Consider the following 13,441-nt stretch of genomic DNA (forward strand, 5'->3'; position numbering starts at 1 on the left):
AATTAAGCAATCAATCACAGATTCCTACAGGAAGCTTGATTAAGGTTAACGATCTAGATAACCGATTAAAGCAAGAGACTAATAAGATTACCACAGTAGTAGATCTAACTGAATGGCATTCTATTTTGAACCCTAAAGTAGACGCTTGGTGGTGGTTCTTCAAACCTCCAAAGCATCGATGGGATTATCTTGACTGGCTAGGGAAAATACTGACAGTTGTATTTCTAACATCGTCGTTGAGTTTAACCGTAGACATTTCCTCACGCTTTCTGACTGGTGGACCAGATACCGTAGGGGCTTTTGTTACTGCTACTCAAAGCGTCTTAACACTATTGGCCGGTAGAAGCGCTCTCACAAAAGCTGGACAGGATTCAATCAAACGTGCTCTTACCCGTTTGAATATTCCTAAATATTTGTGGGAAGAAGTAAGTTGTGGTATTGCCTTCAGTCTTTTACTAGTTTCTGTTACCGTTCGTTTGTCGTTACCTCACATTGCAGTGGTTTACAAAAATATTGGTGATGGATATATTTTTGATGAAAATAGTCCTCCGCGATTTGCTGCTGCTATATCAAGCTACAAACGAGCACTAGTACTAAATCCTGACTACGTTGAACCTCATTATAAATTAGGATTAGTTTATGAGGAACTACAAGAAAATAAAAAGGCTTTATCTGAATACAAAATTGCTGTACAAGATGACTTTGAAGTTGCTTATAATAACTTAGGAAGAATGTATATTCTCGACAAAAAATATTATCAGGCTAGTTCCTTGTTACTAAGAGGTCTATACCTAACTGAGAATACTGACAATGAGCAAGTGAAATACTATTTGCTTAAAAACCTGGGGTGGGCTCGGCTAAAACAAAATCGCTATGCTGAGGCAAAACGTCATCTCCAGGATGCTATTACTTTAGATAAGGAAAAGGCACCAGCTTACTGTTTGCTAGCCCAGGTACTAGAAGAAGCAGGTGACAATAATACTGCAATAATCATGAATAATTGGGCATCTTGCCTGGGATATTCCTCCAGTTATAATATAGATCAAGACAAATGGATTGACCAAGCTAGACAGCGCTTAGAAACTGGCTTAACTAAACAGTTGCCCAATAAACAATGAAACACATAGTAGCTGCTTTGACAATCGTTGGTATTACCGTTGCACAAGGTTTTACCAATAAAGTTATTGCCGATCAATTACCTGTAGGAACTGTGGAGGAAGCTCAGGGAGACGAATCACCTCAAGTTATTGCTGATGAATCACCTGTAGGAATCGTTAGGGAAGTTCAAGGAGTGGGTGAGATCAAACGCTCAAATCAAGACGTTTCCATTCCTGTATCCATAGATGAAAAGCTTTATCGTGGTGACTTCCTAAGAATAGATAAGGGAGCTTATGTAGTCATTGAGTGCCACAACAACAACAAATGGACTATACCTGAAGGTATTTTGGTGGGCGTGAATAATGGTTGTGAGCGACCAATCAACCCATTTAGCGGAAACCCTCCGGAGAAGGATGGCTACTACCCTCCTGATGATGCTCGTGGTCCAGTTGGTGATAGCAAGGATGCTGGTACTGGTTCCAGGTAGCCCGAGCTTTCCAAAGTGGAAAGGTAGCATATAGCGCAGGATTTCGTCAAGTGCATACAGTAGATGTAGGGTGGGCAGTGCATCAAACCGAGTCATGTGCTTGCCATCGCCAAAGTACCCACTGCCCACCCTACAAATAATCTGAGCTGACTTTTTAGGGACTTGCTTATAAAAAAAATACCAATTAAAGTAGGGTGGGCAAAGTTATCTTATCTAGAAGACTGATGTGAACCAAAATGTTTTTGCCCACCCTACAATTCATCTGAGCTGACTTTTTACCTCAATAGGGAACGCGCACCAAGAAAGCGATCGCATTTTAGAAGTTAGAAGTTAGAAGTTAGAAGTTAGAAGTTAGAAGTTAGAAGTTAGAATTCTAGATTTTTCATTCTTCATTCTTCATTCTTCATTCTTCATTCTTCATTCTAAATTCTAAATTCTAAATTCTGCCTTCAACCATCCAAATCCCCTTCCATCACAGCAGCGATCGCATCTTTAGCATTATCTTGGAATTCCTGAAAATTCACTTTACCTAGGAACCAAATTGCTACTATCATCCCTGCCGATTGGAGAGCAAACACGACACCATAAGCCAAGACTGGGGTAGTAAAAATTGCTCTACCTACATCAAGGATCACACCACCGCTGGCTACTGCTATGCCTCGTGACATGGCTTGCGCTAATCCCCATGCTCCCACAAAGGTGCCAGCCGCTTCTGCTGCGGTTAGGTCTAACATCAAACTGAGAGCCCCTGTGGTAGCGATACCAGCAGAGAAACCAAATAAGAGTAAGGTTCCCTGGAATAGCTGAGAATTTTCCGTAAATCCTGACATAATAATCAAGATAAAGCAGATAGATACCGCTAGACAGCCTAATTGAGTGGTTTTGCGCTTACCCAAATTGGGAATTAGGAAAAAGCCAGTCGCGCTCAAGCTCATCAACATCCCAATCCCCCAGAAGCTATTCAGTAGAGAGGTTTCAGGAATTGACATATTAAAGACCTCTCCCCCATAGGGTTCTAGCACCGCTTCCTGGAGAAATAGGCTGATGGTCATGATCACCAAAAAGGTGAAAAACAGGCCAGTTTGGGGACTAGCAGTTAATAGTTTTAGGGATTGGCCCAAGGTAATCTGGTCTTCGCGATTCGCTAGGATAGAACGGGAAGAATAGCGCGAGTATTTTTTCTCGATTCCAAAGGTGGCTAATACCGCTAGCCCGAACACCATTAAGGGTACGAAGAAAAACAGCCCAGTAATCGATGACCGCAATACTTCCAGGGATGTATCAATATTATCTAATCCTTTCAGCAAAATTTTGCTGCTGATGCCGCCAATCGCAATACCTACAGTCATCATTGACCAGATAATACCGATTAATTTGCCACGGTTGTCTTCATCAGAAATATCCACTAATAAGGTAAAAAAGGTAGTGGAACTCATACTTAGGGCTAGACCGTATAGACCAAAAACTAGAGCCCCAAGAGCGACCCAACTATAAGCTGGAATTGACCATGTCCAACCTCCAGCCCCTTCGACGAGATTGCCCAATTGCCAAGTGATTTGTACCGCTAAGGATAGGATAATCATAAATAACCCGCTTCCCATCCAGACGTAACCAGTACGGTGATATCCCAAGACGGGTTTGGTATCCGAGAGCTGACCAAACCATACCCGGGCTGGGGCAATAAACAGAGAAATGGCTAGGAGGCTCCCGGTAATTGAGGCTGGAATACCTAGCTCGTCGATCATCACTCGGTTGAGCACTCCTAGGGTGAGCACTGCCAAGATCCCTAATCCCATCTGGAATAGACCAAGCCGGAACATGGTAAATAGATTAATCTTGGGAAGTCTGTGGTGCTTGGCTGAGGAGGGAGGCTCAGACTTGACTAAATTACTGGTTTTCATCGGTAGAGTTTTAGTTTAGGGGAGAGAGGGAATCGGGAATCGGGAATCGGGAATCGGGAATCGGGAATCGGGAATCGGGAATAGTAGGAAAGAGATCCGAGGATTGTTTGGTGTTATGACAAATCAGCATTGGGTTTCATGATCAATTTGGATATGTTATAGGTAAATGCTATAGCTAAATGGCTTAGATCAAATCCCTAAATGGGTTAGCTTAATGGGATCGATAAATGCGATTGGCCGTAGGCCACGCTACGCGAGCGCGCTCTTGGTTAGCTTAATAGAATAGGGATAGCAATTGATGTAATTGTGTTTACCAACTCAAGGCACTAATCATTGCTCAAACCTTTAGCTGATCTGCTTTTCAATTCCCTGATCCAGGGAATTTTTTTATTCTCTGTACCTAGCGCTATCAATGGGATTGGCCTTGGCCAAAAGGCCACGCTACGGGAATGGCCACGCTACGGGATGAAGCGAAGCTTCCGCGCTGGTGCGATTGACCCTAGGTCACGCTACGCGATCGCTCCCGATTCCCGATTCCCGATTCCCGACTCCCGACTCCCGACTCCCGACTCCCGAACCAGATGTAAAAAACCTACCCCTGTAAGCCACACTACCCACCCTATCAACAACTCAAGGCATCCATTCCAACCCAATCCCCACCCGACTATCCTTATTTTCGATAGAATTCTGTTTCTCAATATCCGTAGCAAGCCGCAAATTGGGAGTAAGGGCATAACCAAAGGAAAGCTTGCTTATCCCGACCTCATCACTACTGCCAATAGAAACAAAACTTTGAGTGAAGGAAATATCAGCTGCACCAGTCCGGGACAAAACCAACAGCAACCGCGCTCCCACATTTACCCCATCGGTAGAGTAACCATCAGTTTCCAAATTGCGATAACCCACCATCGGGGCAACATTGAAATAACTCCCTAAGGGCCGCACATAATACCGCAAATCTACCCCAAAGGTTTCCCGCTCACCATTAAACGAAGCCTGATAATCCCCACTAACCGTTAAGCCAGAATTACCAATAAACACATCTTCCACTCCCACATTCACCCCTGCTGCTTGTCCATTAGAAGGAAACTGGGAGTAACCCAACCGCAACCGAGTGCGAAAACTGGGTTGATTGCGAATATCCTGCCAAACATCCGGCACCTCTTCCAGCCAACGCTGTAGCATCGGACTGCCTTCGATTATCTCTGGACTTAAATCCAACTCCTGGGCTGCTGAATCACCAGGAGGATCAGACTGGGGGGACTCTGGTAAGTTATCTGGAGTAGGCTGAGGCGGATTCCCCTGAGTTTCCTCTTGGTTGCCTGTAGTCGAGTCCGGTACTGGCACAGTTTGACTCCCAGCTCGGTAAGCAACTGTGAAAGTAAACGTTAGTCCCAGTAATCCCGTTTTTAGATACTTAAGTCCCAAATTTTTCAACACTCAACAATAAAAAATACACTAACAGAACTGACGCACCTATACCGATAAAACTTCTGTCATTCTTATATCATTTCCGGATCTAAGGGAATAGGGAGTAGGGAATAGGGAGTAGGGAGTAGGGAGTAGGGAGTAGGGAGTAGGGAGTAGGGAGTAGGGAGTAGGGAGTAGGGAGTAGGGAGTAGGGAGTAGGGAGCAGGGAATCAAAAAAAAAGTGATCCTACCTAATGTAGAATCACCACAAAAACGAAGCTAACAGTTAGCGGAGCAAACTTTAGATCATAGAACCTTGTTTAGCCGTCATATCAATGGGCTTAATCAGGTACAATTTCAGGAGCTGCCAGGCATTAGACATGTATAGGGGCAACTTCTGGAATATTTGCAAGAACTTGGGCGTATTTGAGTTAGCGATCGCTCTCAGCTTATCATTATTCCGGACACAAATCTCTAGACGCTCATAAAATTCCGGATGGTCTACATCCAAAATAACTGGGAAGACCCGTCCTGAGGTGTCATTAGTCTTCTCAATCACATGCTTATCATACTCACGAGCATCTAAACCAATGGAGGCATAAAATCCATACCGCTGAACATCATTCAGATACATAGTGGCAAACACCGACAGCAAGAAGAATCGGGACCAAAGCTTAGCCTTCCAGTCATTCAGCGTATCCGGCTGGGCTCTCATCAGCGCATCAAAGAAATCCCCGTGACGGTTTTCATCCTGACACCAGTTTTCAAAGAAGCGGAAAATTGGATAGACCCGGTCTTCAGGATGCGCTTCTAAATGGCGATAGATAGTAATATACCGCCAATAGCCAATCTTCTCAGACAGATAAGTAGCGTAGAAAATAAACTTCGGCTGAAAGAAGGTGTACTTCTTGCTCTTAGTCAGGAATCCCAAATCCAGCTGTAGATTGAAATCTGACATGGCCTTGTTCAGGAATCCCGAATGACGTGCTTCATCACGAGACATCAGGAGAAAGCACTCTGCCAGCACAGGATTTTTATTCTTTAAGCGCCGTCCCAATTCCTTATACAGCAAGAAACCAGAGAATTCCGCTGTGCAGGAACGTTCTAGAAACTCAACAAATAACCGGCGTTTTTCCCCATCAATATGGTCCCAGGATTGATTAAACTCCTCATCCCGGACAAAATGGTGACGATTGTAGTCAGCTCGAAACTCTTCCAGGATGGCTTCGAGTTCATCCTGATTAGGCGAGAGGTCCATCTTCGCCATTGCTTCAAAGTCAGTAGTGTAGAACCGGGGAGTTAGGATCGTGTCCTTCGCCGGTACCTTTATACCGGGTCGGATTTCATCAAAATCAGGTTTTTTAAGGGAATCTACCATCTTAAGCTCTTGCTTGCTTGTTATAGTTGCTTACCATTCTCGGTGCCCTGGTGTGGCCAGATCCGGGTCACTCAACCCAAGCCCAAACCAATGACAATGACCTAGCAATCGGGATCAGCTCGTGAAACCATAAAGATTCCCCACACAGGGAACACAAGGCAACACCTTGTCCCAGGGTCAGTTTCACCAATCAATGACGATTGCTATCTATTGCTATATATATATTGCTTTCTGAGTTTACCAGGGTATTGGTGATCTCAAGCGCTTTTTTTTGTTAAGAGTTACAACGTAATTTAAAGTTTTATCACATTTTGCCCCTGCCGTAGCTTAAACCTGAACCCTTAAGCAAACCTGAAAGCTTAAGTAAACCTGAACTATAAAAACTGTCACATATGTTACATAACTTAACTAAAAGAATTATTTAATAAAGTTATTTAATAAAGTTATGCAATCAAGTTATTCCCTTTTTCGTTATCATCTTTATAGTTTTGATTTAACAATGGGGATTTTCAAGGGGGAACCGTTTCGACTCCCCCTTTTTTTTAGGTAAGTATAAGCGCTACGCGAACAGCTGTCAGCTATCAGCGTGTCGCGTATCAGCGTGTCGCGTATCAGCCAATAATTACTGAATGCTTAAGTTTTAGAGAATAGGGAACAGGTAAAAAATATTGTGTATTTCATTACTATTATAAACGCGATATTTTCTATATAAAATGGTTGGGTATATTGAGTATTTTTAAGCGTTCGCGTAGCGCATCTACTTACATTGAGTTGACAAATTGCACTAAAGTTGGTTGAATCAAACTGAATATGCTCAAAACCAATAAAAAAAGTAGAAAAACATGACCAGTGGAAAAACTGTCCAACTCAGCAAATATGCTGAGCGTAAATATGGCTTTTCTTCTAACACTTCAGTTGATTTGGAGGTGGGGGTAAATTACGGCTGCGCCTTATTGGCGATCGCTGGTGCAGATGGAGAACTCGCAGAAGAAGAATTACAGTGGTTTATTGACGAACAAGAAATGATGGCGGAACACTCTGACGCTGTTCAAGAGTACATTGAAACCCTCCGCAAATTCGATTGGAAAAATGCTAACATTGAAGAGCTATTGAGTGGAATCAAGTATGATTTTTCATTGAATTTTCGCCGCTCTATGTTGTACCAAGCGATCAAAATGAGTCGAGCTGATGGGAACTACCATGAAAAAGAAAAAGCAGCGGTTGCTAAAGCGGCGGAAATTTTAGGAGTTGAACCCAGTGTGGTTGTTAGCCTAGAGTCCGTGGCGGAAATGGAAGAGACAACCGATCGACTGCGGATTGGCTTATTTGAAACAGAAGGTTAATTCTGCTTGACAGCTTTTTAGAGAGGATTTCGATCTACTTGGCTGATCAGTAAATTGAAATCCTCATCAACCACCAGTAGTTATACTGGTTTTTTATTCTGTGCTTTTCTGGGTCAAGAATAGTCTCAGCTTTGACCAGATATATCGTGGCTCCCGCTGTCACGTAAGGCCACAATTCCCAGACGGCAGCATCAAAAGCGGTTGCGACTATCTGAGTGGAGCGGTCTGATGATGCGATCGCAAAATTTCTTTGGTGCCAGAAAACTAAGTTGATAAGTCCAGAGTGAGGAATTAAAACTCCTTTAGGTCTCCCCGTTGACCCCGAGTTGTAAATCACATAAGCTAAGTTATTTGGTTTTGTTTGATTGACAGGGTTTTCTTGAGTTTCTGAGGTAATAACATCCCAATCGGCATCCAACAAAATCACCTGGGCAAGACTTGAACTGATGAATACATTTATCCTTGGGATAATCTGTTGCTGTATCGTTCCATGCCACCAGTAGTTGATGACGCTCTTTTTCCGTCAATAATGGTAATTCTTTCACCCTAGGAAACGGGCAAGATGCCCATTCCACCTTTTCAGGAGTTGCAGCGCCTCTACAATATTCCCTTTCCCCAAGCTCTCCTGTGGTTGATTGCTGTGTTTTATTCATTTTTTAATGAGATGCAGCCTCCATTACCTCTACACTCTTTTGTCTCTTAAACTTATAAATACACCATTTTTCTTAATCTTTGGGCTTTACATGATGAGGGAAAAAAATCTGTGTACCTCATTACTATTATAAACGCTATCTACTCTAGAGTAAATGGTTGGGGGTATTGAGTATTTGTAAGCGTTCGCGTAGCGTGGCTTACGGCCAATACCATGTCAGGATTCAGCCGTGGTTGTTAGTATAGATTTAGTGTTCAAAATGGAATATACAGGCCATCGACTGCGGAAGTAATTCTTTTTAAAATAAGGTTAACTCTAAGGCTTATTACTATGCTTCAACTAAATTACTCCAGTAATCTCAACGACCTGGTTGGTTTAGATGCCGGTGTCAAATACCAAGTGGAACACTCTCGACCAAGCTTTGGAGCCTATCAGGGATTCCATCATGTGGAAATGTGGGTCTGTAACGCCTATCAAGCAGCGTTGTATTACTCAACACACATGGGGTTTAAGCCAATAGCTTATAAGGGTTTGGAAACTGGCGATCGTAACTATGCTTCTCATGTTTTGCGTGGGGGTCAAGTTACTTTAGTTCTTACATCTCCATTAAACCCAGGAGAAACAGAAATTAATCAGTTTTTAACCCAACATGGCGACGCAGTCTATGATGTAGCTTTTACTGTACAAAATGCCCAAGCTACTTATGACTATGCAATTGCCCATGGAGCAAAGAGTGTTTCTCCACCTAAGGTTTTAGAAGATGAGAGGGGTCAAGTAACCGTAGCCAAAGTCCACGCTTTCGGCAGTACAGTACATTCTTTTGTAGAAAGGAAAGATTATCAAGGCGCATTTTTGCCAGGTTACTCAACTCAACACCTATTACAAAATTACCTCTTATAAATTTTGCCCGATCCTCAGATTGGACGTATCGATCATGTGGTCGCTAATCAACAGGTAGGAGACTTGGAAAAAGTCGTCGAACTTTATATCAATAGATTAGGATTTCATCGTTTTTGGTCTGTAGATGATTCACTGTTACAAACAGGAACATCTGGGTTAAAATCTATGGTGGTATCTGATTTTGATGAAACCATTAAAATCCCAGTCAATGATCCTTCACAGCGCTTCATGGGTCGTTCCCAAACACAAGAGTTTGTGGATTTTCACGGAGCAGGTGGCATTCAACATGTAGCGATTTGCGTAGAAGATTTAGTTAAAACGGTACGAGTTTTACGGCAACGAGGCTGCAATGTCTTGCCAGTGCCTCAAGAATATTACGAAGATTTGCGAGACAAGTTAGACAAATCTAGGCTAGACCTATCGGTTTCTGTAGATGTTATGCAGGAGTTAGACATAGTCATCGACTTCGATGACAAAGGTTACATTCTGCAAATTTTTACCCGGCCATTACAAGCTCGTCCTACGTTATTTTTCGAGTTTATGCAACGCAACAATCATGATGGCTTTGGTGCCGGTAACTTTAAATCTTTGTTTGCGGCCATTGAAGCACAACAGAAATTACGGGGCACACTATTTACTATGTAAACTTTCTGGGTTGCTTAATAATGGAATAATTTTAAGAGTGAGGTGGAATGGGCATCTTGGTGGAATGGGCATCTTGCGTAGAACTGGCATCTTGCCAGTTTCATGCTTATTTTCCAGCGGGCAGGATGCCCACTCTACTCCTATTCATTCCTTAATTCAGCAACCCCAAACTTTCTGCATTTATCTGTAAGCGTTCACGTAACGTGGCCATAGGCCAATCCCATTTTTTTTGTTGAAGCTTACCGGATTCCAAAAAATTACCAGCACTCCCTAATTTCGGTAATCCCTATCTTTTGCTAGGGGTTAAACTTTCATAGCTATCCCCCCCTGGCAAATCCTCAAAAATTGCGCCTCGTTCAATTAGGTCAACTTTCATCAATGGATCAATTCCTGAGTTATATCCGAATCGGGCATTTTTAACTTTAGCACGACTAAGCTTGGCATCACTAAGGTCAGCATCACTCAGGTAGGCTTCACTGAGGTCGGCATAAATCAGGTAAGTACCCCTCAGGTAGGCATGACTTAGGTTGGCACTACTGAGGTAGGCACCACTCAGGTAGGCTTCACTGAGATCCGCTTCACTGAGATCCGCTTCAGTCAGGTCGGCAAAAATCAGGTTGGCATCCTTTAGATTAGCACGAATCAAGTCAGCACTACTGAGGTCAGCTTCACTGAGGTCGGCACCAATCAGGTTGGCATCACTGAGGTCGGCATCACTCAGGTCCGCATCCCTCAAGTCTCGACCCACAGCTCCACGCCTAGCAATCTCTTCCACTAGACCCCATTTCTGATCAAACTCGTTATTTTGATCATCCTCTGACCTTTCCCTCAAAATTTCAATATCTTGAACAGGAAAACCGTTTAATTCGTTGACTTCTCCTGATTCTATCAGAGATCTAAGCTGTTCGATATCCTCCGGAAAACCCTCTACAATTAATCTGATGCTGCCTGGTTTAATATCAATAATATTTATACTATCTCCTGAATAGTCTCGTAAAATAGATTGAATATGTTTTAAATTTTGAACTGAATCTATATCCCCTTCTAAGATGATAACAGCTTTACTTATTTTACTTTTATTATCGATTACAGTCACTTTGCGCCTAAGTGCTTGCCCTTGCTCCACCCCCTCTACCAGCTCTGAGCTACTGCCATCATTTCTGGTTAGCGGTTGTGATCGGTTTTCGTCTGCTATTCCCGCGACTTCTTTCCAGTCTAGTTTCAGAGCCTGGCATATCCGTTTAAAGGAATCCAGCTGAATTGGCTTGGATTGAAAAAACTTTGTTACTGTACTGCGACCTATAAGTTGTGACTTCGCTAAGTTACTTTTAGAGTGAAATCCTAGCCTGATTAAAGCTTTTTCAGCTTTTTCTATACCTTTTTCAGAGGCGATGATAGTTATTTTTTTCTTTTTTTTACCTGGGCTACACTTTTTCATAGTATGGAGATTTTTTTTAATAGCAATAGCTGTAATAGTGTTAAAAAAATCAAGATAGTAAGTGATGCAGCCCTAAATGACTAAACTAAATAATTCTCTGATCTGAAGTTTGCTATTCCCTGCCGCCAGCGCCATAACCTTTAGCGCAATCACAGCTCAGTCACAAGACAATCATACAGAAATCAAAAGAGATTAGCAACTAATCCATTGGACAGTCAAGGGTTCGGTTTTTGTAGGTAACCATTAAAAGTAGCAGTCAAGTTTACCAGTTACAGAAAAAACCTATGGCTCACAAAACTCTGACAATCAAAGAAATGGTTCAAGCTGCTATTATATCGATATTACTTGGGGGGTCACTTACCCTAGCCGTCATGGATGAAGAGTACCGCCCCACGTTTATGGATATGGCAAAAATAGGTCTTGGAGGCTATCTGGGACTGTCACTACCTAAGTCTAAAGGGAAATAAAACTAGGCGTTGCTGAATTTAGGAATGAATAAGAGTAGAGTGGGCATCCTGCCCGCTCGAAAATAAGTAAGCATGAAACTGGCAAGATGCCAGTTCCACCCAAGATGCCCATTCCATAAAACTCTTAAAATCATTCAATTATTAAGCAACGCCATAATTATAACCCTTGCTTGAATTATTGGATTTTTGATGAATGCTGAACAAATGTCTATCCAACAGAGCAGTACAGAGTATATTGCTATAGACCCTGACTTTTGTGGTGGTAAACCTCGCATTATTGGCACTATAATGCCTGTCGCAACTATTGCCAAAATGTATTTGGAGATGGGAGAATCCTTAGAAGAAATTGCCTCTGAGTATAATTTATCTAAGGCAGCGGTTTATGCGGCAATGGCCTATTATTACGATCATCGGGAAGAAATTGACCGCCATAGCGCAGAAAGTGCAGCGTTTGTGGAAGAAATGAAGCGCAATAGTCCCCCTTCTCCTTTAGAATCACGATTGAGGGCTATTCGGGGTGAGTAGTCGGATTTATGAAGTATATACTCCAGAGGACATGGTTGGGCGTATTGAGTATCTGTAAGCGATCGCAAAAGCGCGGAAGCTGAGGCCGTAGGCCACGCTTTGCGAACGCGTGACTCGCGTAGCGTGGCCTACGGCCAATCGCATTTTTTTGGTTGATGCGATCGCATTTTTTTGCGGGAATCCCTATTTTTCACTAGGAGTAAGACTTAGGGAAGTGTGGGCAGATGGTGGATATTTTTATTAAGGGTAATTATCCTGACATGATATAAAGCTATGGGAGTAGTTTTTAGTGCTATGATAAAGCCATGCAGCACCCATTCCCTTTTTTCTATTATTTTGGCGCAGCCCTATAAGATTTAGCCCTAGTCAAACTACGGAATATAGCGCTACGCGAAAGGCAAAAGGCAAAAGGCAAAAGGCAAAAGTTCAGTATATAGCTTTTCAGCTTGTATCAATGTCGTAACCTTGTCGTAACCTTAATGGGTAGTGCTATAAAACAATTCTAAAAACCTAAAAAAATGGCGTTGCTGAATCAAGGAATGAATATGAGTGGGGTGGGCATCCTGCCTGCCCGGGAATTGTAACGGGCAAGATGCCCATTCCACAAAACTCTTCAAATCATTCCATTGTTAAGCAATGCCGAATTTAATAGTTCTCTATTTTAGAGACTTGAAAGTCTGGGAAAAAGCCCTTGGCCAAAGGCCACGCTACGCGCATAAGCACCTCAAGTAGCGTGCGCTTAGCGCTTAAGCTGATACGCGACACGCTGATAGCTGATAGCTGACAATCTACCTAAGCTTTATCCAAGAATAACTAATTCCACATTAGCCACTTCTGAGCATTTAGCCGTTGTATAGTGTAATGAACCATTAGATCAAGAGTCACTCTCCGTTCATCAATCATAAAAGACTCGATTGTACTAGGGTTAACACCATTAGCTGAGGCCGAAAAAGCCTTTTGTTTTTTAATATCTTCGTCTAGGAAATAAACGTTAAATTTACGTTGCCCATTTTGCCAACTACCCATTACTTGCCAACAGTCATCCATTTGACTCAAACTCGGAATGGGGATTTTCTGTTTAGCAAACGTCACATCTACATCATCAATACCTTGTTTGGCAAAAGCAGTCTTAAGGGCTGGCACATAATGTTGTTCCACAAATTCAGTAAAGGGTTTCTTTTCAATTGCTGGTGGTTT

Annotated in this window: 15 protein-coding genes; 8 read left to right on the forward strand and 7 right to left on the reverse strand. The window is 42.6% G+C overall.

The genetic code is table 11. The features are described 5' to 3' along the window. Positions 1-1,118, forward strand: a 1,118-nt coding sequence (locus F6K37_RS17955; protein ID WP_287251442.1) for a tetratricopeptide repeat protein, incomplete at its 5' end; no start/stop codon positions are given. Continuing rightward, positions 1,115-1,585 carry a hypothetical protein gene (locus tag F6K37_RS17960; protein ID WP_287251443.1) on the forward strand — a complete coding sequence of 157 codons (471 nt, stop codon included), beginning with the start codon at positions 1,115-1,117 and terminating at the stop codon, positions 1,583-1,585. The genes F6K37_RS17955 and F6K37_RS17960, both read left to right, overlap by 4 nt. A gap of 449 nt (positions 1,586-2,034) precedes the next feature. Here F6K37_RS17960 and F6K37_RS17965 read toward each other — a convergent pair whose 3' ends face one another. The 4 genes from F6K37_RS17965 to acsF all read right to left on the reverse strand — a co-directional run bounded on the left by F6K37_RS17965 (position 2,035) and on the right by acsF (position 6,274). Then, on the reverse strand, positions 2,035-3,486 hold the full coding sequence (locus tag F6K37_RS17965; RefSeq protein ID WP_287251445.1) for a BCD family MFS transporter: 1,452 nt from the start codon (positions 3,484-3,486) through the stop codon (positions 2,035-2,037). 630 nt (positions 3,487-4,116) lie between these two features. Continuing rightward, entirely contained in the window at positions 4,117-4,926 is an 810-nt protein-coding gene (locus F6K37_RS17970) for a hypothetical protein (RefSeq protein WP_287251446.1), read from the reverse strand. A 36-nt stretch (positions 4,927-4,962) separates the two neighbouring features. Then, positions 4,963-5,130: a hypothetical protein gene (locus F6K37_RS17975; protein WP_287251448.1), complete on the reverse strand. Its 168-nt coding sequence runs from the start codon at positions 5,128-5,130 to the stop codon at positions 4,963-4,965. A gap of 67 nt (positions 5,131-5,197) precedes the next feature. Next, a complete protein-coding gene (acsF, locus tag F6K37_RS17980; RefSeq protein WP_287251450.1) occupies positions 5,198-6,274 on the reverse strand; it encodes a magnesium-protoporphyrin IX monomethyl ester (oxidative) cyclase in 1,077 nt (358 codons plus the stop codon). A gap of 842 nt (positions 6,275-7,116) precedes the next feature. Between acsF and F6K37_RS17985 the strand changes: the two genes are divergently transcribed. After that, positions 7,117-7,617 carry a TerB family tellurite resistance protein gene (locus tag F6K37_RS17985; RefSeq protein ID WP_287251451.1) on the forward strand — a complete coding sequence of 167 codons (501 nt, stop codon included), beginning with the start codon at positions 7,117-7,119 and terminating at the stop codon, positions 7,615-7,617. Between the two features lie 46 nt (positions 7,618-7,663). On the opposite strand, the gene F6K37_RS17990 is transcribed toward F6K37_RS17985, so the two are convergent. Next, a complete protein-coding gene (locus F6K37_RS17990; protein WP_287251452.1) occupies positions 7,664-8,038 on the reverse strand; it encodes an AMP-binding protein in 375 nt (124 codons plus the stop codon). 141 nt (positions 8,039-8,179) lie between these two features. Here F6K37_RS17990 and F6K37_RS17995 point away from each other — a divergent pair, with 141 nt between their 5' ends. From F6K37_RS17995 to F6K37_RS18005, 3 genes are all read left to right on the forward strand, one after another. Then, a complete protein-coding gene (locus tag F6K37_RS17995) occupies positions 8,180-8,320 on the forward strand; it encodes a hypothetical protein (RefSeq protein WP_287251454.1) in 141 nt (46 codons plus the stop codon). Between the two features lie 279 nt (positions 8,321-8,599). Next, the gene (locus F6K37_RS18000) at positions 8,600-9,169 is read left to right on the forward strand and encodes a VOC family protein (protein WP_287251455.1); all 570 of its coding nucleotides are present in this window, start codon (positions 8,600-8,602) and stop codon (positions 9,167-9,169) included. Between the two features lie 3 nt (positions 9,170-9,172). Continuing rightward, positions 9,173-9,814, forward strand: coding sequence for a VOC family protein (locus F6K37_RS18005; protein ID WP_287251456.1), 642 nt, complete (start codon positions 9,173-9,175; stop codon positions 9,812-9,814). Between the two features lie 286 nt (positions 9,815-10,100). Here F6K37_RS18005 and F6K37_RS18010 read toward each other — a convergent pair whose 3' ends face one another. Beyond that, the gene (locus F6K37_RS18010) at positions 10,101-11,252 is read right to left on the reverse strand and encodes a pentapeptide repeat-containing protein (RefSeq protein WP_287251457.1); all 1,152 of its coding nucleotides are present in this window, start codon (positions 11,250-11,252) and stop codon (positions 10,101-10,103) included. Between the two features lie 284 nt (positions 11,253-11,536). On the opposite strand from F6K37_RS18010, the gene F6K37_RS18015 reads away from it, so the two are divergent. Together F6K37_RS18015 and F6K37_RS18020 are read left to right on the forward strand one after the other, a co-directional pair. Next, on the forward strand, positions 11,537-11,719 hold the full coding sequence (locus F6K37_RS18015) for a hypothetical protein (protein WP_008190047.1): 183 nt from the start codon (positions 11,537-11,539) through the stop codon (positions 11,717-11,719). 189 nt (positions 11,720-11,908) lie between these two features. After that, positions 11,909-12,244: a DUF433 domain-containing protein gene (locus tag F6K37_RS18020; RefSeq protein WP_287251458.1), complete on the forward strand. Its 336-nt coding sequence runs from the start codon at positions 11,909-11,911 to the stop codon at positions 12,242-12,244. An 813-nt stretch (positions 12,245-13,057) separates the two neighbouring features. Here the strand turns inward: F6K37_RS18020 and F6K37_RS18025 are convergent. Then, on the reverse strand, positions 13,058-13,441 hold a 384-nt coding region (locus F6K37_RS18025), incomplete at its 5' end, for a DUF2996 domain-containing protein (RefSeq protein ID WP_287251459.1).

This window comes from Moorena sp. SIO4E2 (assembly GCF_010671945.1).
Lineage (GTDB): Bacteria > Cyanobacteriota > Cyanobacteriia > Cyanobacteriales > Coleofasciculaceae > Moorena > Moorena producens.

Excerpts from the sequence above, each read along its gene's own strand:
- F6K37_RS17960 (WP_287251443.1), top strand. The coding sequence starts at position 1,115 with ATGAAACACATAGTAGCTGCTTTGACAATCGTTGGTATTACCGTTGCA.
- F6K37_RS17965 (WP_287251445.1), bottom strand. The coding sequence starts at position 3,486 with ATGAAAACCAGTAATTTAGTCAAGTCTGAGCCTCCCTCCTCAGCCAAG.
- acsF (WP_287251450.1), bottom strand. The coding sequence starts at position 6,274 with ATGGTAGATTCCCTTAAAAAACCTGATTTTGATGAAATCCGACCCGGT.
- F6K37_RS17985 (WP_287251451.1), top strand. The coding sequence starts at position 7,117 with ATGACCAGTGGAAAAACTGTCCAACTCAGCAAATATGCTGAGCGTAAA.
- F6K37_RS17995 (WP_287251454.1), top strand. The coding sequence starts at position 8,180 with ATGCCCATTCCACCTTTTCAGGAGTTGCAGCGCCTCTACAATATTCCC.
- F6K37_RS18000 (WP_287251455.1), top strand. The coding sequence starts at position 8,600 with ATGCTTCAACTAAATTACTCCAGTAATCTCAACGACCTGGTTGGTTTA.
- F6K37_RS18010 (WP_287251457.1), bottom strand. The coding sequence starts at position 11,252 with ATGAAAAAGTGTAGCCCAGGTAAAAAAAAGAAAAAAATAACTATCATC.
- F6K37_RS18015 (WP_008190047.1), top strand. The coding sequence starts at position 11,537 with ATGGCTCACAAAACTCTGACAATCAAAGAAATGGTTCAAGCTGCTATT.
- F6K37_RS18020 (WP_287251458.1), top strand. The coding sequence starts at position 11,909 with ATGAATGCTGAACAAATGTCTATCCAACAGAGCAGTACAGAGTATATT.